Source organism: Cryobacterium sp. TMT1-2-2, from assembly GCF_004403505.1.
Classification (GTDB): domain Bacteria; phylum Actinomycetota; class Actinomycetes; order Actinomycetales; family Microbacteriaceae; genus Cryobacterium; species Cryobacterium flavum.
In genome coordinates, this window is the sequence record NZ_SOGS01000026.1 from 208,803 (window position 1) to 228,540 (window position 19,738).

Genomic DNA, 19,738 nt, shown 5'->3' on the forward strand with positions numbered 1-19,738 from the left:
CTGGGCATGCCGCGCCTTCCCAGCGCTCGCAACAGGCTTAAGGATACCCCGGTGGTCGGACATAAGCGGGTGCTGCTCGCTGCCCCGAGGGGTTACTGCGCCGGAGTCGACCGCGCGGTCATAGCCGTGGAGAAGGCGCTCGAGCACTACGGCGCCCCCGTGTACGTGCGCAAGCAGATCGTGCACAACATTCATGTGGTTTCCGAGCTGGAAAATCTGGGTGCCATCTTCGTCGACGAGGTCGACGAAGTGCCGCATGGTGCGCACATCGTGTTCAGCGCCCACGGGGTCTCGCCGGCCGTCGTCAACGCGGCCGCCGAGCGCGGACTGCAAGCCATCGACGCCACCTGCCCGCTCGTGACCAAGGTACACCGCGAAGCCGTGCGCTTTGCCCGCGACGACTTTCAGATTTTGCTGATCGGCCACGAAGGCCACGAAGAGGTCGAGGGCACCGCCGGTGAAGCCCCAGAGCACACCACGCTCGTCGGCAGCCCCGAGGAAGCCGACACCGTTGTCGTGCGCGATCCCGACAAGGTGGTCTGGCTGTCCCAGACCACGCTCAGCGTCGACGAGACCATGGAGACCGTGCGCCGACTGCGGGCGCGCTTTCCCAACCTGCAGGATCCGCCCAGCGACGACATCTGCTACGCCACCCAGAACCGCCAGGTCGCCATCAAGAAGGTCGCGCGCGACTCCGACCTCGTGATCGTGGTCGGCTCCGCCAACTCGTCGAACTCCGTGCGCCTGGTCGAAGTAGCTCTGGAATACGGCGCGAAAGCTGCCTACCGCGTTGACTTCGCGAGCGAGGTCAAGCAGGAGTGGCTCGACAACGCGGCCACCGTGGGCGTGACGAGCGGGGCATCCGTTCCCGAAGAACTGGTCGACGAATTGCTCGCCGCTCTTGCCGATGCCGGCTATGCCGACGTTGTGCCGGTCAAGACGGCCGAAGAAGACCTGATCTTCTCGCTGCCCAAGGAACTGCGCAAGGACCTTTCGGGCGAAACGGATGCCCGTGCCTTCGGCGGTCGCGCCGACGCCGCCGAGTAGACGGCCGAGCAACCGAAGGGCGGGAGCGCGATCGTTTCCGTCCCTCGGGGTTGCGCACTGCGTTACTGGCGGCTGAGAAACTCTATTAAGGTCGTGTCGATGGAGAGTGCAGCCACGGTGAACGCGAACAGCACGACGAGGGACACGGCTCCACCGACAATCGGCACGTAGAAAGCCCGTCGATGACGCAGCAGCAGCCGCACGGATATCGCTGCCGCGGCGAGCCAGACGAATATCAGCACGATTGCGCCGGACGTCGTAATCGCACCGATGGATGCAGCGGGATCGTACGTTCCCAGGCCCTCCTGCGTGTAGAACATTTGCATGGCCACCGGGAAACCGCCTAACGAGAATACGCCGTAGACATTTGCCAGGAGTCCGAAGGCGAGTAGGCCGATGGTCCACGGGCGGTCCCAGCCGGGAACGGTTCGCGGTCCGGCCACCGCCGCGGGAGCCTGCTGATTGTTGGGCGACGGTGTTCCCGCTCCCGCCCCGGCAGTGGGGGAGGGAGCGGGGTCAACCCGGTTTGTGTCCTGCGGCGGCTGCCAGGTCCAGCCTTCAGGGGCGAGTTCGCCGTACTGGGGGCGCGGGCGTGGGTCTTTCGCGGGTGGTGGAACGGAGTCCGGGTTGTCTGTCATTGCTCTAACTGTTTGAGTGCCCGGCGGAGCCGAGCTGGCGGGTGGAATCAACCACGCGAGCGGCCATGGCCGACTCGGCCACCTTGCCCCAGGCGCGCGGGTCGTAAACCTTCTTGTTGCCGACTTCGCCGTCGACCTTGATCACGCTGTCGTAGTTCTTGAGCATGTAGTCGGCGATCGAGCGGGTGAAGGCGTACTGGGTGTCGGTGTCGATGTTCATCTTGACGACGCCGTTGGCGACGGCTTCGGCGATTTCGGCATCGGTCGAGCCTGAGCCGCCATGGAATACCAGGTCGAGAGGCAGCGCTGCGAGTCCGAACTTGGCGGACAGGCCGGTCTGAATCTGCTTGAGGAGTTCCGGGCGCAGCTTCACGTTGCCGGGCTTGTACACGCCGTGCACGTTGCCGAAGGTGAGGGCGGCCATGTAGCGGCCCTGCTCGCCGAGGCCGAGGGCCTCGACCATCTTGATCGCATCGTCGAGCGTCGTGTACAGGTTCTCATTGACGTCGGCCTGCACGCCGTCCTCTTCGCCGCCGACGGCGCCGATCTCGACCTCGAGAATGGCGTTGATCGCGCGGGTGCGTTTGAGGATGTCAGTGGCGATATCCAGGTTCTTGTCCAGCGCGATGGCCGACCCGTCCCACATGTGCGACTGAAAAATGGGGTTGCCGCCATCGGCTACCGCAGACTCCGAGGCTTCGATGAGCGGAATGACGAAGTCACCGAGCGCGCCCTCGGGGCAGTGGTCGGTGTGAAGTGCCACGGTGATCGGGTAGTTGTCGGCGACCGAGTGCGCGAAACGGGCGAAGGCGAGCGCGCCGGAGGCCCGGTTCTTCACGGTGTGGCCGGCGAAGTAGTCGGCGCCGCCGGTGGTGACCTGGATGATGCCGTCGGATCCGGCTTCGGTGAGGCCCTGGAGGACGGCGTTGATGCTCTGCGACGAGGACACGTTGAACGCCGGGTAGGCGAACCCGCCTGTCTTCGCTTTGTCGAGCATGGCGGCGTACTGGTCGGGGGTTGCGATGGGCATTGCTTCTCCTCGAAAGTGTGCGGGGGTGTGACCCGAGTCTAGCCACGCCCGCCTCGGCGTGGTCCGTGCGCGATAAGGTGACTCGGGCGGACAATCCGCGCGACCCGCCGCGCATCCGTCGTATTCGAAGTCGAACTTACGTCCGGGAGGACCTTTTGAACAGCACCGAGACCGCCACTCTGTTTCAACACCCCGACCGTAACCTCGCGATGGAGCTCGTGCGCGCCACCGAGGCCGCCGCTATCCGTGCCGTGCCCTTCATTGGCCGCGGCGACAAGAACGCCGCCGACAAGGCCGCCGTCGACGCCATGCGCGCCTTCCTCGGCACCGTCAACTTCGACGGACTTATCGTCATCGGTGAGGGCGAAAAAGACGAAGCCCCCATGCTTTTCAACGGTGAGCACGTCGGCAACGGCCGCGGCCCCGCCTGCGACATCGCCGTGGACCCCATCGACGGAACGAGCCTCACCGCAGCAGGCCGCCAGAACGCCGTCTCCGTCATCGCCGTGTCGGACCGCGGCACCATGCTGGACGCCTCGTCGATCTTCTACATGGACAAGATCGTCACCGGTGCAGCCGGTCGCGGCGTCGTCAGCCTCGACCAGTCGATCGCCGACAACCTGCGTGAGCTTGCCAAGGCAGTGAAGAAACCAGTCGGAGAGCTGACGGTTGCCGTACTCGACCGCCCCCGCCACGCCGGCCTGATCGACGCGATTCGCAGCGCCGGCGCCGGAACCCGCCTCATGCTCGACGGCGACGTGGCTGGCGGTATCAACGCTGCGCGCTACGAGACCCGAATTGACATGTGCGTCGGCATCGGCGGAAGCCCGGAGGGCATCACCACAGCCTGCGCGCTCAAGGCGCTCGGCGGCTACATGCAGGGACGCCTGGCTCCGAAGGACGACGCTGAGCGTGCTCGCGGAGTCGCGGCCGGCCTCGACATCGACAAGCTGCTCGAAATCGACGACATGGTCAGCGGGGACAACACGTTCTTCGTGGCGACCGGTGTGACCGACGGCGGACTCGTCGACGGCGTGCGTCGCAAGGGCCCGATGATCCGTACCGAAAGCATCGTGCTGCGCTCGCGTTCGGGCACGGCCCGTCGCGTCATCGCCGAGCACCTTGCCGAGAAGTGGCTGTAGTCGCTTCGACCGGCTCGGAGCTCGCCTGCAAGACGGGCTCGTAACGCAAACTGCACGCCTCGGGTCTGTTTGTTCAGACTTGGGGCGTGCGGTTCTTCGTTCACACTCTCTGTCACCGACTTACACGTGTACCTCGGAATCCGATTCGTCGGCATCAGCGAGACGCCGGTCGATCACGCTGTGTCTGGCCTCATTCAATTCAGCGCCGTCCAGTTGAACGGGCAGGTCCAGCTCGTCGGAAACAGATGCCGGCGCCTCCAACTCGGGCGCGGTCAGCTTGCGCGGCGAATCGTGAATGATTGCCGGTTCAGTGAGCAGCCCAATCTTGGTCTGGTCGATCCCCGGAAACTGCCGAGCGGTTACGAGCACCCGGGATTCGAGTGAGTTGGCGAATTTGTTGTAGCTGTCCACCGTGCGCTCGAGCGCCTTGCGCAGCGACTCGGCATGGCCGCTGAGCGCACCGAGCCGCTGGTACAGGGCATTGCCGAGGTCGAAGAGTTTCTGCGCCTCATCGGTGACGGCCTGCTGCTGCCAGGTGAAGGCCACCGTTTTCAGCACCGCCCACAGGTTCACCGGTGAGGCCAAGGCAACTCGTTTGCTGAACGAGTAGTCGAGAATTGACGGGTCGGCCTCGAGCGCCGCGGACAGCAGGGATTCGCTCGGAATGAAGGCGATCACGAACTCCGGGCTGGCATCGAAGCCTTCCCAGTAGGTCTTCTTGGCGAGCGCGTCAATGTGCGCACGCACGGCCTTCACGTGCTTGTCGATCAGCAGCTTGCGGCGGGCGCCCTCTTCGCCTGTGGCCGTGTAGGGAATAGTGCTGGCTTCGATGTAGTGCTCCAGCGGAACCTTGGCATCGATCGCGATCGACTTATTGCCGGGCAGCCGTACGACCATGTCGGGACGGCCAAGGCCGGCATCCGTCGTGATATTGGTCTGCGTGTTGAAGTCGACGTACTGGGCCAGACCGGCAGCTTCGACGACGCGCCGCAGCTGGGTCTCGCCCCAGACACCACGGGTGCTGTTGGAACGCAGGGCACTCGCGAGTGACTCGGTGGTCACCCGTAATTGCTGATCCGAAATTTGCGCCTGCTTGAGCTGCTGCGAGAGCGAACCGTACTGTTCACTGCGCTGCGTCTCGAGCTCGGTGACTTTCTCCTGCATGGTGCGCAGCGTCTCACGAACGGGGCTGAGGGCCTCGAGTACGAGGTGCTCGCGCTTCTCCCGCTCGGACTGCAACTGCTGATCTGACCGCTGGCGCTCGACGGCCTCACGTGACGTGGCCCGGTCGTGGTCGATCTGCGCCGAGAGACCGTCGACGGTGGCGAGAGCGGCCGACAGCTCACTCTGCAGGGCAGCGCGAACCGTGGCCTCGCTCGCTCGTACCTCGGCGAGGGCTACCTGATGACGGGCTTCGAGCACGGCCGGGTCGTCACCCCCGGTAGCGGTGGGGCGCGCGCGGTTGCGTTGCAGCACCACCACGGTCAACAGGGCGCCCAGCGCGGCACCGACGACGAGACCGATGATCAAACTCAGCAGTGGATCCATGCTTTAAGTCTGCCAGCGACCACTGACATCGCTGGAATGACACTCGGACCGGTCCACATGCCCGAGCCAATCCAGCCGGCTGAGCGCCGCTAGTTGAGCGCCATCGGCCCGTGCGTCGACGCGTGCTCCTTGGTGGCCGCTGGCCCGATCACGCCGATCTTGACCCGGGTCACGTGGGCCAGCTGCTCGATCGTGTCGACCTCGTGACGCCCTGCCGCATGGATCATGATGGCCGCACACGCCTCGGCGTCGGCCAGCGCGTTGTGGTGCGAGAAGTCCTCGAACCCGGCCGCCATGGCCGCGACCGGCAGGCGGTAGGAGTCCAGATGGTAGGTACGGCGAGAAACCTGCAGGCTGCAGACGTAACGAAAATCGGGCACTGGCTGGCCGGTCACGAGCGATGCTGTCTTGACCACGCCGAGGTCGAAACCGGCGTTGTGGGCGACGAGATAGTCGTCGCCGACGAAGGCGACCAGCTGCGGAAGCTGCTCGGCCCAGCTGGCGGCATCCACGACATCCGCTGCGGTGATGCCGTGGATGCGCGTGTTCCACTCGGAGAATTCGTCGTGGCCGGGCGGGGGTGCGATGAGCCAGTAGGCCGAATCGACGACCACGCCGTCACGCACTTTCACCATCCCCACTGAGCACGCCGAGGCGCCCGAGGAGTTGGCGGTTTCGAAATCGATCGCGGTGAAATTCAGCACGCCTCATGGTCTCACGGGCCACCGACAGAGCCCGCGCAGACGTGGCCGGTAGAATAGTCTCTCGTGGCTCTTACAATTGCAATCGTCGGACTCCCCAATGTGGGCAAGTCAACCCTGTTCAACGCCCTGACCAAGAACAACGTGCTCGCAGCGAACTACCCATTCGCCACGATCGAGCCAAACGTTGGAATCGTGAACCTTCCCGATTCGCGCCTGGCCGACCTGGCGACAATCTATGGCAGCAAGACCCTGCTGCCGGCACCGGTGTCGTTCGTCGACATCGCCGGCATCGTGCGTGGCGCGAGCGAGGGTGAGGGGCTCGGTAACAAGTTCCTCGCCAACATTCGCGAAGCGGATGCCATCGCCCAGGTCATTCGCGGATTCGCCGACCCCGACGTGGTGCACGTCGACGGCAAGGTCAACCCGGCCGGCGACATGGAAACCATCAATACCGAGCTGATCCTCGCCGACCTGCAGACCCTCGAGAAGGCCGTGCTGCGCTTCGAGAAAGAGGTCAAGGGGCGGAAGCTGCCGCCGCTCGTTCTGGAGACCGCACTCAAGGCGCAGGCCATCCTCGACGGCGGCCAGCCGCTGTCCTCCGCCACACTGGACATCGAGCCGATCCGTGAACTCGGCCTGCTCACCGCTAAGCCCTTCATCTATGTCTTCAACGTGGACGAGGCCGTGCTGCAGGACCCGGCCAAGCTCGACACCCTCGCCGCGCTCGTCGCTCCGGCGAACGCCGTGTTCCTCGACGCCAAGCTCGAGAGCGAACTGAGCGAACTCGACGCCGAAGACGCCGCTGAGATGCTCGCCTCGACCGGCCAGGCCGAGAGCGGTCTCGACCAGCTCGCCCGCATCGGCTTCGACACCCTCGGCCTGCAGACCTACCTCACGGCAGGTCCGAAAGAATGCCGTGCCTGGACCATCCACAAGGGCTGGACCGCGCCGCAGGCCGCCGGAGTCATTCACACCGACTTCCAGAAGGGCTTTATCAAGGCCGAGATCTTCTCCTTCGAAGACCTCATGGCCGCCGGTTCGATCGCCGAGGCCCGTTCCAAGGGCAAGGCCCGTATCGAGGGCAAGGAATACGTCATGCAGGACGGCGACGTGGTGGAGTTCCGCTTCAACGTCTAAGCTCGACCTTTTCGCGATCGTTATCACAGCAACATCAATCGAAGGAGACCATCGTGCCTGTCATCGCCATCATCGGAGCCGGACTGGGACTCGGCGCAGCAGTTGCGCGAAGGTTCGGGCGCGAAGGCTTCTCAATTGCCCTGATCGCCAGGAACCCGTCGAAACTAGACGCCATGGCAGCCGAGCTCACCACTGCCGGCTTCACCGCGAGTGCTTACGCTGCGGATGTCCGCACGCCGGCGTCACTCGAAGCTGCCCTTGAGAACGCGGCGGCAGAACTCGGGCCCATCACCGCGCTGCAATATAGCCCGCTCCCGTCGCGCGACTACCTGAAGCCGGTGCTTGAGATGACTCCCGAGCTGGCGTTAGAGGCCCTGCAGTTCTCGGCCCTCGGGCTCATCCACGCGGTGCGTGCAGTGCTCCCGGCGATGCGTCAGGCAGGTAGCGGAAGCATCATCATGATCAACGGTGGAACCTCCGTGAAGGCCCGCGCCGACTTCGCCGGCACATCGGTCGCCTTCCCGGCCGAGAGCGCCTACGGCGAGATGCTCCACGATGCCCTCGCGGGTGAGGGGATCCGTGTCAACCAACTTGTGATTCCCGGCGGCATCCCACAGCTTCAGCTTGCCAACGGCATCGATGGGGTCGCCGATCGCATCTGGGACCTCCACGCCGTTGCCGGTCCGTTCCGCACCATGCTCATCCCGCTTGAGGACGGTCGGGAGTAGGGCAGTAGCTGTCTCTATTCTCAATCGGACTGTAGGACGAGAGCAAAGTCAATTCTCTGACGTTGATCGGTTCGGCGGACGTCATCGCGGGTTTCGGCGGCCCATTTCACGACGTGGAACGGGTCGGCGCAGCGGATGGCGTTGGGGGCTTTGTCCGCGACAACACTGGCGATCCAGGCTGCACCATCGGCAGAAACATGCGTGATCTGGGCCGACCGCTCCGGTCCTAACGCGTCGATACATGTCGCGAGGGTGGCTTTGTCCTGGCCCGGTGCTGCCCACACAAGACGGCCGGAATCGTGGTCGACGACGCAGGTCAAATACCTGTGGCCGCGCTTTTAACTGATCTTGTCAATTCCGATCCGCGATGCGCATCAGCACAGGGAGGGCGGTCTTGGACGTTTGTGTGGCCAGCCATGGGACTTGGTCGTCAAAAAATAGGGTCTGACCGCTCTGGTGCCGGGCCCACCGCACGCCGGCGACGGTCACATCGTGGACGCGGCAGGACACACGCGGCGCGTCAGCTTCAAGGTGAACTTGAATTGAGCACACGTCCAACCCCCGCCAGCGACGCCGCCCGTCACCGAGGTCGCAGCGTGGGCTGCGCTTCTGACAGGACCCGCATCGGTTCCGTTTCGACGCCATCGGACGCACCAACGCGATCAAAATCCTGCCCTCCAGATCAAGATCGACGTCCTCGACGAACGTGTTCTCGACACCGAGGAGAGTTCGCCATATTCTCCGTGCTCGCATGCCGCTTTTTCCGTTCCCGAGTTTCTTACCTTTGACAGTTAGAAACCTAGGAGGAGAGCCGCGTGCGGCCGTTAAGGCGCTCCCAACGAACCCACGGATACTTCAGGTGAGCCAAAAATCATTCTCTTTGATTTGGCATCTCGATACGCAATACTTACCTGGTCGGCACCGCGGTAGTGGCGGCGAGAAACTTCAGCGACGATGCTAGGAGACCGGATGACCATGACACAGACGACTCTCGACGAGACCGTTGCGGAGGTGACGGCAGTGGCCGCCGCTCACGCCGAACAGGTCGATACAGACGGTACGTATCCGATCGCTGCGGTCGAGGCGCTGCGCCGGAGTGGGCTGCTCGGGCTGGTGATCAGCGAGGACGCCGGGGGCATGGGCGCCGGTCCGACCGAGTTTATCCAGGTGGTCGGCTCCATCGCTGCGGCCTGCGGCTCGACCGCGATGATCTACCTGATGCACGTCGCGGCGGCGGTGACAGTGGCATCCGCCCCTCCGACCGCGATGCCGGACCTCCTGTCGCGAATGGCGTCGGGCGAGGTGCTCGGCACGCTCGCCTTCAGTGAAAAAGGATCGCGGTCGCACTTCTGGGCCCCCGTGTCGGAATCCGTCACCGACGGCGACGATCTGCGCTTTTCCGCCTACAAGAGCTGGGTAACCTCGGCCGGTCACGCAGACGTCTACGTCATGTCGTCGAAGAGCGCTGTCGACCCAGAGACCGTCGACCTGTACGCGATCCCCTCAGCCACCCCCGGTCTGGAGATCGCCGGCCCCTGGCGAGGGCTTGGGCTGCGTGGCAACGCGTCGAGCCCGATGTCGGTGTCGGTGAAGATTCCATCCGGCTATCGCATCGGCGAGGCGGGGAGCGGGTTCGGCACCATGATGGCCACCGTGCTGCCGTGGTTCAACCTGGGCAACTCGGCAGTGTCGCTCGGGCTCTCGCGGACCGCGGTGGATGCGGCGACGACCCATGTGACTGGGACCCGGTTGGAGCATCTGGATCAGGCGCTGTCGGCGTTACCGACCATTCGCGCTCAGGTGGCGAAGATGAGCATTGCGCTTGCGGCCCAGGGTGCCTACCTGGCTCTGGCGGCGGCACGGGTAGCGAGTCCCGCTGACGACACCGGATTGTTCGTGCTCGGGGTGAAAGCCTCGACGAACGACGCCGCGCTGACGATTACCGAATCGGCGATGCGGGTCTGCGGCGGTGCGGCATTCTCGAAACATCTTCCCATCGAGCGAGCATTTCGGGATGCGCGGGCCGGCTCGGTCATGGCCCCCACGGCCGACGTGCTCTACGACTTCTACGGCAAGGCCCTCACCGGCCTTCCCCTGTTCTGAGCGCCGGATGTCACAACTAATCGGAGCGCCCCTGCTCGTCGGAGCCGTCGCGTATACGCCCAATGTCGTTCCCATCTGGGAGGGCATCCGTGATTACTTTGACGAGCCCGACACGGCCATGGATTTCGTGCTGTTCTCCAACTACGGCCGTCTGGTCGACGCTTTGCGGGCCGGAATGATTGACATCGCGTGGAATACCAACCTGGCTTATGCTCGCACCGTGCTGCAAACCGATGGGCACGTGCGGGCGCTCGCGATGCGCGACACCGACGCTGCGTTCTCGACGGTGTTCGTGGCGGCGGCGGGCAGCGGATGGTCGGGTCCCGGCGACATCGGCGCCCGGCGGCTGGCACTCGGCTCGGCGGACTCCGCGCACGCCGCGATCTTGCCCCTGCACTACCTTCGCGCGGCCGGCGTGAATGTGGACCACATGCAGCTGAAACGCTTCGATAGTGACATCGGCAAGCATGGTGACACCGGGCGAAGCGAGCTGGACGCGATCGACGCGGTTCTTGCCGGGGACGCCGACGTCGCCGCTATCGGCATCACGGTCTGGGAGAACATTGGCCGCGGTGAGCTGATGCCCGGGATGCTGGAACAGGTCTGGCAGACCGAGACCTACTCGCACTGCATGTTCACCGCCATGGACACGCTTCCCGATGCGGTGAGTGCTCCGTGGGTGGCAAAGTTGCTCGCTATGGACTGGGAGGTGCCCGCGCACCGGCGCATCCTTGAACTGGAAGGGCTCACCCAGTGGGTCGAGCCACACCTTGACGGCTACGCCGGCCTCTTCGAGGCGATTGCTGAGCAGGGCGTCGATTCCCGATGGTAGTCATGGCGCTCATGCGCACCGTCGAACAGTTGGCCGAGGGGGACACCGCCGAGTTCCCGGTGGCGTCGGCGAGCGAACTGGACTTGGTGCGCCGGTGGTGCGCGAAGACCGGCAACACGGTGGTCAGCACAATGATGGTCGAGCAGGATGCCGGTTACGTCACCGTCGGTCGCGGACGACCGCGCAACCCGGCGACGATGATCCCCGCCGATCGGATGCCCGGAGCCCGGCTGTGGCTCTATACCAATTTTCATTGCAACCTGGCCTGCGATTACTGCTGTGTGGCGTCTTCACCGAGAGCCGATCCGCGGCTGCTGGGAATCGAGACGATTGAAGCCCTCGTTGCCGAAGCCGCAGCGTGGGGCGTGCGCGAGCTCTACCTCACCGGCGGTGAGCCATTCCTGCTGCCCGATATCGATGCGATCGTGCGGTCCTGCGTCGACCGGCTGCCGACCACGCTGTTAACCAACGGGATGCTGTTTCGTGGTCAGGGACTGCGCAAGCTGCAGGCGATGCCGCGCGCTGGCTTCGCTCTGCAGATCAGCGTGGACTCGCCGACCGCGGAGGTACACGACTCGCACCGCGGCGTTGGGAGCTGGAAGCGGGCGCTAGCCGGCATTCGGGTGGCACTCGACGAGGGCTTCACCGTGCGGGTCGCCGCGACCATCTCGGCGCACGATGACCCAGCATTGGATGAGCTGCACGCGCTGTTCGATGGGCTCGGGATTCCGCGGGCCGATCAGGTGATCCGTCCGATCGCCCTCCAAGGGGTCGCCGATGACGGGTTCGCATTCTCGCGGGAGTCGCTAATTCCCGAGGTGACTGTGACGGCCGACGGCATCTACTGGCATCCGGTCGCTGCACTCGATGAGGATGCCCTCGTCAGCCGGCAGATTCTGCCGCTCGCTCCTTCTCTCGACCGGGTCAGTGACCTCTTCGCCGAGCAGTGGTCGTCGATGACGGCCGCGTCAACTCTCTTCGCCTGCGCCTGAATAGGAACACCATGACGGGTATCGGAACGCCAGTGAACGCCAAGGCACTGGACGTCAACGCCATCGCTGCCGGCCGGCCAACTCGCGTGGTGCTCGCGGCCGTGCGGATCGCTGTGGGGCTGATGTGGCTGCAGAACGTGAACTGGAAAAGACCGCCCGACTTCGGTCAAGAAGCGGGCAACGGGCTGTATCAGTACACGAATTACGCCGTGGAGAACCCGGTTCTGGCGCCCTTTACCTGGCTGGTGCAGAACGTCATCTTGCCGAACTTCGCTCTGTTCGGCTGGGCGGTACTCCTCGCAGAATTCTGCCTCGGTGCGTTCCTGCTGGTCGGGCTCCTGACTCGCTTCTGGGCGATCGTTGGAATACTGCAGACGATCGCAATCACGCTCTCGGTGCTGAACACACCGATGGAGTGGCACTGGAGCTATTACCTGATGTTTGCAGCCCAATTCGTGATCCTCGCCACCGCCGCCGGGCGTGTCACGGGAGTCGATGGACTGCTTCGCCCCCGCTGGTCCCTCCGCTCGGGCCCGGTGGCCCGGCTGGCGATGGCGGTCTCGTGAACGCTCCCGACGGCACCGCACCGGTACGCGTTCCCCGCGCCTTGAGTTGGCGTACCCGCGGTCTGCTCGTCGCCGGGTTCACCGCGCTCAGCGCATTGTTCTCCCTCGTGGACTACACACCGTTGCATTTTGTTTCGGTGAACCTCATACAAGGGTTACTGCTGGTCGGTTTGGCCGCTCTAGCCGCACTGGGCTGCGCGCTGCGCATGCCCGTGCTGCTTCTCGTGGCCGGCGCGATTCTGATCGTCGCGGGTCTGGTGCGGCTGGTGACCTACGCGCAAACGATCGGTATCATTTCCGGTTCAGTGAACGCCGCCGCGCTGATGGTCGGGTTCGGCGCCGCCTTGGTCGCGATCTGGATTACCTCGCGGCCGATGCCATCGACCGTATAAGGCGCGTCGGCGACACGACCGTCTTCCCAACGCACGGCCGACGGCTTCTCTGCGTGGTTGATGGCGCGCGCGTTGTCGGCGACGCGGCGACTCAGCGGTTTAGCGGTTCAGTGGCGCAGTGGCAGACTGGGCGAATGACGACACTGCACCTCACCGGCGATGCCGCAGCAGACACCCTGCTCAGCGAGAACCCGTTCGCCCTGCTTGTGGGCATGCTCCTCGACCAGCAGATTGCCATGGAGACTGCCTTCGCTGGCCCGGCTAAGATTCACGGCCGCATTGGCGCACTCGACCCGGCCACGATCGCGGCCTACGACGCCGAGGCCTTTGTGGAGGTGTTCCGCCAGTCACCGGCCGTGCACCGTTTTCCGGGCTCGATGGCCAAACGCGTGCAGGAGGTCGCCGCGGTCATCGTCCGCGACTGGAACGGCGACACGGCGTCTATCTGGACCGCTGACGACCCGGCCGGCCCGGAGATCCTGCGCCGGCTCAAGGCGCTGCCCGGGTTCGGCGAGCAGAAGGCGAAGATCTTTCTCGCGCTTCTCGGCAAGCGGCTCGGGGTCGACGCGGACGGCTGGCGCGAGGCATCCGCTCCCTATGGGGAAGAAGGGTCGTTCCGATCGGTGGCCGACATCGTCGACCCCGAATCACTCACTCGCGTGCGCGAGACCAAGCGGGCCGCCAAAGCGGCGGCGAAGGCGTAGCGGTGGGTGCGCACTTCAGCGCGGCGACCTTCGATTTTCTTGACGAACTCGAGCACCGCAACGAACGCGAGTGGTTTCAGGAACACAAAGCGATCTACGAGGTTGAGGTGAAAGAGCGGATGCTCGCGGTCATCGAGTCCCTCAACCGGGCGATGGGCGACTTCGCCGGTGACTATATCCGCCCGCCGAACAAGGCCATGTTGCGCATCTATCGCGATGTGCGTTTTTCCCACGACAAGACGCCGTACAAGACGCATCTGGCCGCCTCCTGGCCACGGCAGGGGTTGGAGAAAGCCGGAGGGGCTGGACTCTTTCTACAGGTCGGGGTGCACGGCGTGCTGGTGGCAGGAGGCGCCTACAGCCCACAGCCGCCGCAGTTGCGGGCTATTCGCGACTATGTGCTCGAGCATCACCTGAAGCTGCGTTCTCTGCTCGCCGCGCCCGCGCTCGCCCAACTGGCCGAGCCGTTCGGCGGCAACAAGCTCACCCGCCCGCCGCGAAGCTTTCCGATCGACCATCCAGCGGGTGACCTGCTGCTCAATCGCAGCTGGGCGGTGTTTTCACACTTGCCCGGCGACAAGGCCCTCGATGACAATTTTACCGACCTCGTCATCGAACGCTTTCGAGCAATCCAGCCGGTCGTTGACTTTCTGAACATTCCGCTGGCCACGGCCACCCCGCTCGAGCAGGAAGCGGCCGTGGGTCGGCGTCGCTCCGCCTGACCGCGACCGACCGAACGGATGCCCGCAAGCCAGCGCCGGCTAGACCAGCGCCGTGATGCGACTGAGCACTCGCTCCGGAACGGCGTGCTGCGGCACTTCGCCCACCAGAAAATCGCCGTCCGGCAGCGTGCCGGCGTCGCTCGACCAGAAATCCGCGCCGATCACCGCGCCGGTCAGAGGGCTGCCGTGCAGTTCCACGCGATCGTCGTGCCGTTGGCCGAGCGCCCAGCGGTAGTGGTCGGTCACGTTCGTGATCGGCGAATAGGTCGACAGCGGCACCGGCTCGAGAGCGGGGCCACGATCATCCAGCAGCACCGCCATCAACGGCAGGGCGGCGAATCCGCGCAGCCAGTCGGCGACATACATGGAGGCGTTCTCGGCATTGTCGGCGTCAAGCCCCGAGACGTCGTCCGACCCCGAAAACGGATGCGTGCGCGCCAGCCACTGCATCGGCGACGGAATCTGCAGCACGACCGGTACCCGCTGGGTCTGACTGAAAACGGTGGCTAGTTCGACGACGAACGCGGTCGTCTCGGCATCGTTGAGCAGGGCGCGGAGGGCAAAGCCGGTGCGGGATTTGGCACCCATCGCCGCTTGCAGCTTCGGGTCGGCGGCGACACGTTGCTCGTAGAACCGGTCGAGGCTCAGCAGCGCGAGGTCAGACTTGAGAACGCCCTGGACCTGGCCGAAAAAATTGGCGAAGGCCATCGGTTCCTGCCACGGCACGGGCTTGCCCTGCAAGAACACGGATTGGGCATAGTCGTGGCTGTCCAGCGCCACTGCCCGACGGCGGCCCGATGCGGGCGCGGCCAGAAACTCATCCAGCGAAATCGTCACGGTATCTCCCATCAATCAATCAAACAAACAAAACGTTCGACCCGCGGCTGCGGGGCCGTAAGGAGACGGCCCCGCAGCCGCGGGTCAGCAGGTGGATATTAGGACTTGTGCGCGACGACTTCGCCGTACTTCTTCTCAAGTTCCCGCACGCGGGCTTCGAGCTTGCCGATCTTGAGAACCCGACGGTCCGGAATCATGATCAGCGGGAGTTCGGCGAGCTTGCCCTTGACCCGTTCCGGCTCGGCTCCACCCCAGTGGGTGGCAATCAGATTTTCGTCGTCGTCCTGGCCCCAGGAACCGAAGTAGTGCAGCTCGGCCGGCGGTTCTTCCTGCACGAACTTCTGCACGAACTCCTTGTAGGGAGTGCCGCGCGAAATACGATCGCGCCGCATCTGTGCCCGCAGCTCGGCCGTCTGGTGCTCGTGCACGACGTAGGTGCCGGGCTCCCAGACCACGCCGTACATGGTCGACGCCGTGTGGGCGCTGATGCGGTCGAGTTCCAGGTCGGTCACCACGAGCTCAGGGTCGCGCTCGAGCACGTCGCCGTAGCCGCCGCCCGCTCCCTGGGCGATCATGTAGAGCTCGCCCTCCTTCGCCACGTCGAACTGCAACCCCATGTGCGAGGACTGGTAGTCGCCGCCCTCAAACGGCTGCTCGTTCATCACTCGTTCCATCGAGAGGTTGAACTGCGTCGGGTCCTTTTTGATGATGTCGTAGATGTTGACATTTTTCACCATCGCGAGGGGATACACGGGGCAACCGTAGCCACCGAACATGCCGGGCACGGAGGAGAACTTCGATCCGCTCGTGACGGTCATGAAACCCCAGCTGGGTGTGCCGCGCGAGGCGACCATCATTTCGTAACCCATGCCGCCGCGAAACTTGCCGAAGCCCTGATTGTCACGAACGAGACGCTTACTGACCAGCTGGAGAAAGGGGACTTCCTCTTCCATCACTTCCTGCTCGCCGATGTCGGCCATCGCGCAGAACAGCGGGGCAACAGCATCCTCGCCATCACGGAACGCTTTCGCTCCGCCGCCCATGCCGTTCAGGTCGGCGCAGAGGTTGCCGACCTGTTCGCCGTTTTGGGTGGTGCCGCCCCAGAGAAAGTCGTTGATCTGGTTGAACCAGGGCGCGACGACGTTGGAGTATTTCTGCGGTGCCGAGAACTGCATTTTGGCAAACGCACTCTGCAGCGCGGAGAAGCCGCGGAAGGAGGCTTGCAGCGACTGGCCTACGGGGGCGTCGTAACCGGCATCCGCCCAGCTGTGCTCTTCGGTGATGACTTCAATCGGGCTCATGGCGCCGGTGGAGCGGGGCAGGTCGGGCCACCAGTACGACAGAATCGCCTGCACCATGAACGCCTTGGTTGAGGCGAGTGGCGAGTTGATGGCACGGTTGAGAATTTCGGGGCCGGTACCGGTGAGGTCTACGATCATACGCTCGCCCTTGATGGTGATCTTGCAGGCGAACTTGATCAAAATATTTTCTTTCAGCGTTGAATCGACGAACTGGTTGAAAGTAACCGTGCCGTCGGGTAGTTCGCCGATGCGGCGACGCACCTCGGTTTCAACGTCTTCCACGGTGACGCGCAGAGAGGCAACGAATGTCTCCTGCCCGACCTCGTCGATGAGGCGGTCGACGGTGTCCATGATGCGGCGCACGGCGCCCATTTTCACCTTGATGTCGGCGAGCATGAGTTTCGGGTCGCGGGTCGAGTGCTGCAGAAAAGTCAGCAAGTCGCGCCGCAGGTGGCCCTTTTCCACGATCTTGATCGGCGAGGCCCGCAAGCCGTCGTCGAACGGTGTCTCCGAGCCGCTGGGCATACCGCCCGGCTCGCAGGCGCCGTTTTCACCCTCGTGAATGGTCGCGCCGACCCAGGCGATGATGATGCCGCCGCGAATGACCGGTACGAGCATCGATTGGTCGGTGTTGTGCACCATGCCGAAGCGGGAGTCGTTGTGGAAGAAACCGTCACCCTCGTTGATACCGACGGTGGGCTCATCCTTCCAGTTCTTCATGATGTAACGGATGGGGTGGTGCAGCACCGAGGAGAATGCGATCACACCACGGTTGGAGAGGTAGGTGACGTCACCCTCGGCGGTGTAGACCGCGCAGGACAGGTCCGCCCATTTGGCGCCGGGAGCGGCGCCCATGCTCTCGCACATTTCGAACGCTTCGTCGAGGGCGCCGGCCAGGCGCTTGCGGATACGGTCGATCTCCAGCGGGTCGATGCCTTGCGAGATGCACTTCTCCTCGTAGGCGGTACGTGGCATGATTTCGTGGTGGCGCATGATGGCCGGGTCAGGTCCGAGAAAGAGAGTGGTCTCGTCCATGAACTTGTCGACCCACTGCTGTTCCTGCTCGGTCAGCAGCTGGGCTGCGCCGTCGTCGTTTCCACTGCTTGGTACGAATTCGTCAATTGTCAGTGTCATGGTGCTCAAGCTCCTTTGCTTATGCGAAATGTGACGGGGATGGTGGGAACGCTTAGTCGCTGAGCAGCCATACCGCTCCCTGCACGGTCGGCTCCAGGCGCCAGCCCGGTTCCACCAGATAGGTGGTGTTCTCGGTCGTGACGATCGCCGGACCGTGAATCACGTATTCGTGGTGGAGCGCCTCGGCATCGTAAACGGGGGTGTCGACCGGGCCGGCAATGCTGGTGAAGTGCACCGTACGGTGTGAGACCGGCGCCGGCTTGGACTTCTCGCCGCCGATCTTGATCGACTCGAACTTGATGACTTCGCCCTCGATGAACGACGCCACTCGAATCGTCTGTACGCGGATGCCTGCCTCCGGTGCCTGGGTCCCCTCGCCATAACGCTCGCCAAAGATCTCGGAGAACGTTTTGATCAGGTGCAGCACATCGGCGACCCCGTTGACCCGGTTGATGTCGAACGCTACGGCCGTTGTGACGAGTTGGTTGCCGTATCGCATGTCCATTTCGAGCCGGTAGCGCACGTCGGCGCGATCGTAGCCCTGGCGCACGAGGTCTTCGGCGCCCTTGGCCTCAAGCTCCTCGATGTACCCGTTGAGCGCGTCGTACTGGTTGTACAGGCTGCGCTTAATGGCTTCGTAGAGCACGACGTAGGCGCTGCGCTCGTGAATGTGCAGCGGTCGCATGTTGCCGGCTCCGAGCGCCGAAAACACCGACGCGAAGGGCGGAAACAGGATGCGGCTGATACCGGCGCTCGCCGCGATACCGCAGGCGTGCAGCGGGCCGTTGCCGCCATAAGCCAGCATCGTGTAGTCCTCGATGAGGCCGCCGCGCGAGCGCAGCTCTTTCTCGATACCGATCGCCATCTGCTCGTCGACGGTCTTCTTGATCACCTTGGCCACCTCGACGGCGTCGAGGTCGAGCTCGTCGCTGAGCGTCTCGTCGATCACATAGATCGATCGCTTCTTGTTGAGCTTGATGTGCCCGTTGGCGTAGTTGTCGGGGTCGAGGTAGCCGAGCACTAGGTCGGCATCGGTGACCGTTGGACGCAAACCGCCACGGTCGTAGCAGGCCGGTCCGGGGTCGCTTCCGGCCGATTCGGGCCCGATCTGGATCGCGTGGTGAATGCGGTTGTAGGCGGCGATCGAGCCGCCACCAGCACCGAGGGTGTTGAGGTGGATCATCGGTGCCGAGACCATCCAACGCCCGATGGTGGGTTGGAAGTCGTAGTGCCGTACCCCTCCCTCGGGTACCAGCCCGATGTCGAACGAGGTACCACCCATGTCCATCGACACGACGTCGCCGAGCCCGGTCGATTCGGACAGGTGCTGGGCCGCGCCGACGCCGGCGATCGGTCCGGAGTGAATCGTCTGCAGGGCATCCGTTGAATTGGGCTGCGCCATGCCGCCCGAATTGTGGATGACGAGCATCGGCTTCTCATAACCGGAGTCACGCAGGTTGTTGGAGAGTTGGTTGAGCGCGTGAAACATGGTCTGGTGCAGAAAGGCATCGACAATGGTGGCCATGGCCCGCACGTATTCGCCCTTACGGCCAGATACCTGGCTGCTCAGCAGCACGGGAATCGACCCAAGCTCGTGCGTGGGGTACTCGTCAAGGATGATCTCCAGAATGCGATCCTCGTGTACCGAGTTCTCGGTGGCGTTGGTCAGCGCAATGACGATGGCTTCGGCACCGTTGTCGACGAGTTCGCGTACCTGGGTGCGCACGTCGTCGTACATCAGCGGCACGAGCACCTCACCGACCGAGTCGATGCGTTCTTTCACAGAGCGGATGAGCCGGCGCGGCACGAGCGGGTCGGGCCTCTGGGCATCGGGCATATCGCCCTGCTTGACCCCGTCGAGTCCCTCGCCGTAGCCGCGGCCGCGGGAGAGTGGGATGGTGTCTTCGAAGCCGTGGGTGACGATGGCCGCGACCCGTGGCCCCTTGCCCTCGATCAGGGCGTTGGTGCCGAGGGTAGTGGCGTAACGCACCGAGTCGACCTCTTTGAGCGCGGTCTCGCGGCTGATGCCGGCCCGATCGCAGGCCCGGTCGAGGGCTTCGTTGAAGCCGAGAGCGAGGTTGTGGTGGGTGGTCAGCGCCTTCGACTCGATGTAGACGTCATCCCAGACGAAGAAACAGTCGCTGAAGGTGCCGCCAATGTCCACGGATATGCGTTTCACGG

At 64.2% G+C, this 19,738-nt stretch carries 18 protein-coding genes and 1 pseudogene; 11 read left to right on the forward strand and 8 right to left on the reverse strand.

The genetic code is table 11. From position 1 onward, the window contains the following. The first annotated feature begins 6 nt into the window (after positions 1 to 6). Entirely contained in the window at positions 7 to 1,047 is a 1,041-nt protein-coding gene (locus tag E3T35_RS17545) for a 4-hydroxy-3-methylbut-2-enyl diphosphate reductase (RefSeq protein ID WP_134346418.1), read from the forward strand. Positions 1,048 to 1,109: 62 nt separating this feature from the next. On the opposite strand, the gene E3T35_RS17550 is transcribed toward E3T35_RS17545, so the two are convergent. Continuing rightward, the gene (locus E3T35_RS17550) at positions 1,110 to 1,685 is read right to left on the reverse strand and encodes a DUF6264 family protein (protein ID WP_134346318.1); all 576 of its coding nucleotides are present in this window, start codon (positions 1,683 to 1,685) and stop codon (positions 1,110 to 1,112) included. A gap of 4 nt (positions 1,686 to 1,689) precedes the next feature. Then, positions 1,690 to 2,715 (reverse strand): class II fructose-bisphosphate aldolase, encoded by a 1,026-nt coding sequence (gene fbaA, locus E3T35_RS17555; RefSeq protein WP_092340701.1) that lies wholly within the window; start codon positions 2,713 to 2,715, stop codon positions 1,690 to 1,692. Positions 2,716 to 2,924: 209 nt separating this feature from the next. Here fbaA and glpX point away from each other — a divergent pair, with 209 nt between their 5' ends. Beyond that, entirely contained in the window at positions 2,925 to 3,857 is a 933-nt protein-coding gene (gene glpX / locus E3T35_RS17560) for a class II fructose-bisphosphatase (RefSeq protein WP_092340794.1), read from the forward strand. Positions 3,858 to 3,977: 120 nt separating this feature from the next. Here the strand turns inward: glpX and rmuC are convergent, their stop codons facing one another. After that, positions 3,978 to 5,405: a DNA recombination protein RmuC gene (gene rmuC, locus E3T35_RS17565; RefSeq protein WP_134380321.1), complete on the reverse strand. Its 1,428-nt coding sequence runs from the start codon at positions 5,403 to 5,405 to the stop codon at positions 3,978 to 3,980. Between the two features lie 89 nt (positions 5,406 to 5,494). Then, on the reverse strand, positions 5,495 to 6,109 hold the full coding sequence (locus E3T35_RS17570) for an exonuclease domain-containing protein (protein ID WP_134380323.1): 615 nt from the start codon (positions 6,107 to 6,109) through the stop codon (positions 5,495 to 5,497). Positions 6,110 to 6,172: 63 nt separating this feature from the next. Between E3T35_RS17570 and ychF the strand changes: the two genes are divergently transcribed. Together ychF and E3T35_RS17580 are read left to right on the forward strand one after the other, a co-directional pair. Beyond that, positions 6,173 to 7,246 (forward strand): redox-regulated ATPase YchF, encoded by a 1,074-nt coding sequence (gene ychF, locus E3T35_RS17575; protein ID WP_134346315.1) that lies wholly within the window; start codon positions 6,173 to 6,175, stop codon positions 7,244 to 7,246. 53 nt (positions 7,247 to 7,299) lie between these two features. After that, the gene (locus tag E3T35_RS17580) at positions 7,300 to 7,974 is read left to right on the forward strand and encodes an SDR family oxidoreductase (RefSeq protein WP_134380325.1); all 675 of its coding nucleotides are present in this window, start codon (positions 7,300 to 7,302) and stop codon (positions 7,972 to 7,974) included. Between the two features lie 71 nt (positions 7,975 to 8,045). Here the strand turns inward: E3T35_RS17580 and E3T35_RS19960 are convergent. After that, positions 8,046 to 8,727: pseudogene (locus tag E3T35_RS19960) on the reverse strand (transposase); the annotation flags it as partial. A gap of 216 nt (positions 8,728 to 8,943) precedes the next feature. Between E3T35_RS19960 and E3T35_RS17590 the strand changes: the two are divergent. The 7 genes from E3T35_RS17590 (at position 8,944) to E3T35_RS17620 (ending at position 14,285) form a co-directional block, all read left to right on the forward strand. Beyond that, complete coding sequence (locus tag E3T35_RS17590) at positions 8,944 to 10,077, forward strand: acyl-CoA dehydrogenase family protein (RefSeq protein WP_198412712.1); 1,134 nt, start codon at positions 8,944 to 8,946, stop codon at positions 10,075 to 10,077. A 7-nt stretch (positions 10,078 to 10,084) separates the two neighbouring features. Then, positions 10,085 to 10,909, forward strand: a complete 825-nt coding sequence (locus tag E3T35_RS17595; RefSeq protein ID WP_134380329.1) for a phosphate/phosphite/phosphonate ABC transporter substrate-binding protein — start codon at positions 10,085 to 10,087, stop codon at positions 10,907 to 10,909. Positions 10,910 to 10,911: 2 nt separating this feature from the next. Next, a complete protein-coding gene (locus E3T35_RS17600) occupies positions 10,912 to 11,901 on the forward strand; it encodes a radical SAM protein (RefSeq protein ID WP_198421047.1) in 990 nt (329 codons plus the stop codon). An 11-nt stretch (positions 11,902 to 11,912) separates the two neighbouring features. Continuing rightward, positions 11,913 to 12,467 carry a TQO small subunit DoxD gene (locus E3T35_RS17605; protein ID WP_134380333.1) on the forward strand — a complete coding sequence of 185 codons (555 nt, stop codon included), beginning with the start codon at positions 11,913 to 11,915 and terminating at the stop codon, positions 12,465 to 12,467. Then, positions 12,464 to 12,859 (forward strand): hypothetical protein, encoded by a 396-nt coding sequence (locus E3T35_RS17610; protein WP_134380335.1) that lies wholly within the window; start codon positions 12,464 to 12,466, stop codon positions 12,857 to 12,859. The genes E3T35_RS17605 and E3T35_RS17610 overlap by 4 nt, the downstream gene beginning before the upstream one ends. Positions 12,860 to 12,993: 134 nt before the next feature. Further along, on the forward strand, positions 12,994 to 13,563 hold the full coding sequence (locus tag E3T35_RS17615) for an HhH-GPD-type base excision DNA repair protein (RefSeq protein WP_134346311.1): 570 nt from the start codon (positions 12,994 to 12,996) through the stop codon (positions 13,561 to 13,563). Between the two features lie 2 nt (positions 13,564 to 13,565). Beyond that, a complete protein-coding gene (locus tag E3T35_RS17620; RefSeq protein ID WP_134380337.1) occupies positions 13,566 to 14,285 on the forward strand; it encodes a DUF2461 domain-containing protein in 720 nt (239 codons plus the stop codon). Positions 14,286 to 14,324: 39 nt separating this feature from the next. On the opposite strand, the gene E3T35_RS17625 is transcribed toward E3T35_RS17620, so the two are convergent. The 3 genes from E3T35_RS17625 to E3T35_RS17635 form a co-directional block, all read right to left on the reverse strand. Continuing rightward, positions 14,325 to 15,122 (reverse strand): hypothetical protein, encoded by a 798-nt coding sequence (locus tag E3T35_RS17625; protein WP_134380339.1) that lies wholly within the window; start codon positions 15,120 to 15,122, stop codon positions 14,325 to 14,327. Positions 15,123 to 15,220: 98 nt separating this feature from the next. After that, entirely contained in the window at positions 15,221 to 17,557 is a 2,337-nt protein-coding gene (locus tag E3T35_RS17630; RefSeq protein ID WP_134380341.1) for a hydantoinase B/oxoprolinase family protein, read from the reverse strand. Positions 17,558 to 17,609: 52 nt separating this feature from the next. Beyond that, positions 17,610 to 19,736: a hydantoinase/oxoprolinase family protein gene (locus tag E3T35_RS17635; protein ID WP_134380343.1), complete on the reverse strand. Its 2,127-nt coding sequence runs from the start codon at positions 19,734 to 19,736 to the stop codon at positions 17,610 to 17,612. Between the last annotated feature and the right edge of the window lie 2 nt (positions 19,737 to 19,738).

Coding starts and splice junctions, on each gene's coding strand:
- E3T35_RS17545 (WP_134346418.1), top strand. CDS start 7: ATGCCGCGCCTTCCCAGCGCTCGCAACAGGCTTAAGGATACCCCGGTG.
- E3T35_RS17550 (WP_134346318.1), bottom strand. CDS start 1,685: ATGACAGACAACCCGGACTCCGTTCCACCACCCGCGAAAGACCCACGC.
- fbaA (WP_092340701.1), bottom strand. CDS start 2,715: ATGCCCATCGCAACCCCCGACCAGTACGCCGCCATGCTCGACAAAGCG.
- glpX (WP_092340794.1), top strand. CDS start 2,925: ATGGAGCTCGTGCGCGCCACCGAGGCCGCCGCTATCCGTGCCGTGCCC.
- rmuC (WP_134380321.1), bottom strand. CDS start 5,405: ATGGATCCACTGCTGAGTTTGATCATCGGTCTCGTCGTCGGTGCCGCG.
- E3T35_RS17590 (WP_198412712.1), top strand. CDS start 8,944: ATGACCATGACACAGACGACTCTCGACGAGACCGTTGCGGAGGTGACG.
- E3T35_RS17595 (WP_134380329.1), top strand. CDS start 10,085: ATGTCACAACTAATCGGAGCGCCCCTGCTCGTCGGAGCCGTCGCGTAT.
- E3T35_RS17600 (WP_198421047.1), top strand. CDS start 10,912: ATGGCGCTCATGCGCACCGTCGAACAGTTGGCCGAGGGGGACACCGCC.
- E3T35_RS17605 (WP_134380333.1), top strand. CDS start 11,913: ATGACGGGTATCGGAACGCCAGTGAACGCCAAGGCACTGGACGTCAAC.
- E3T35_RS17615 (WP_134346311.1), top strand. CDS start 12,994: ATGACGACACTGCACCTCACCGGCGATGCCGCAGCAGACACCCTGCTC.
- E3T35_RS17630 (WP_134380341.1), bottom strand. CDS start 17,557: ATGACACTGACAATTGACGAATTCGTACCAAGCAGTGGAAACGACGAC.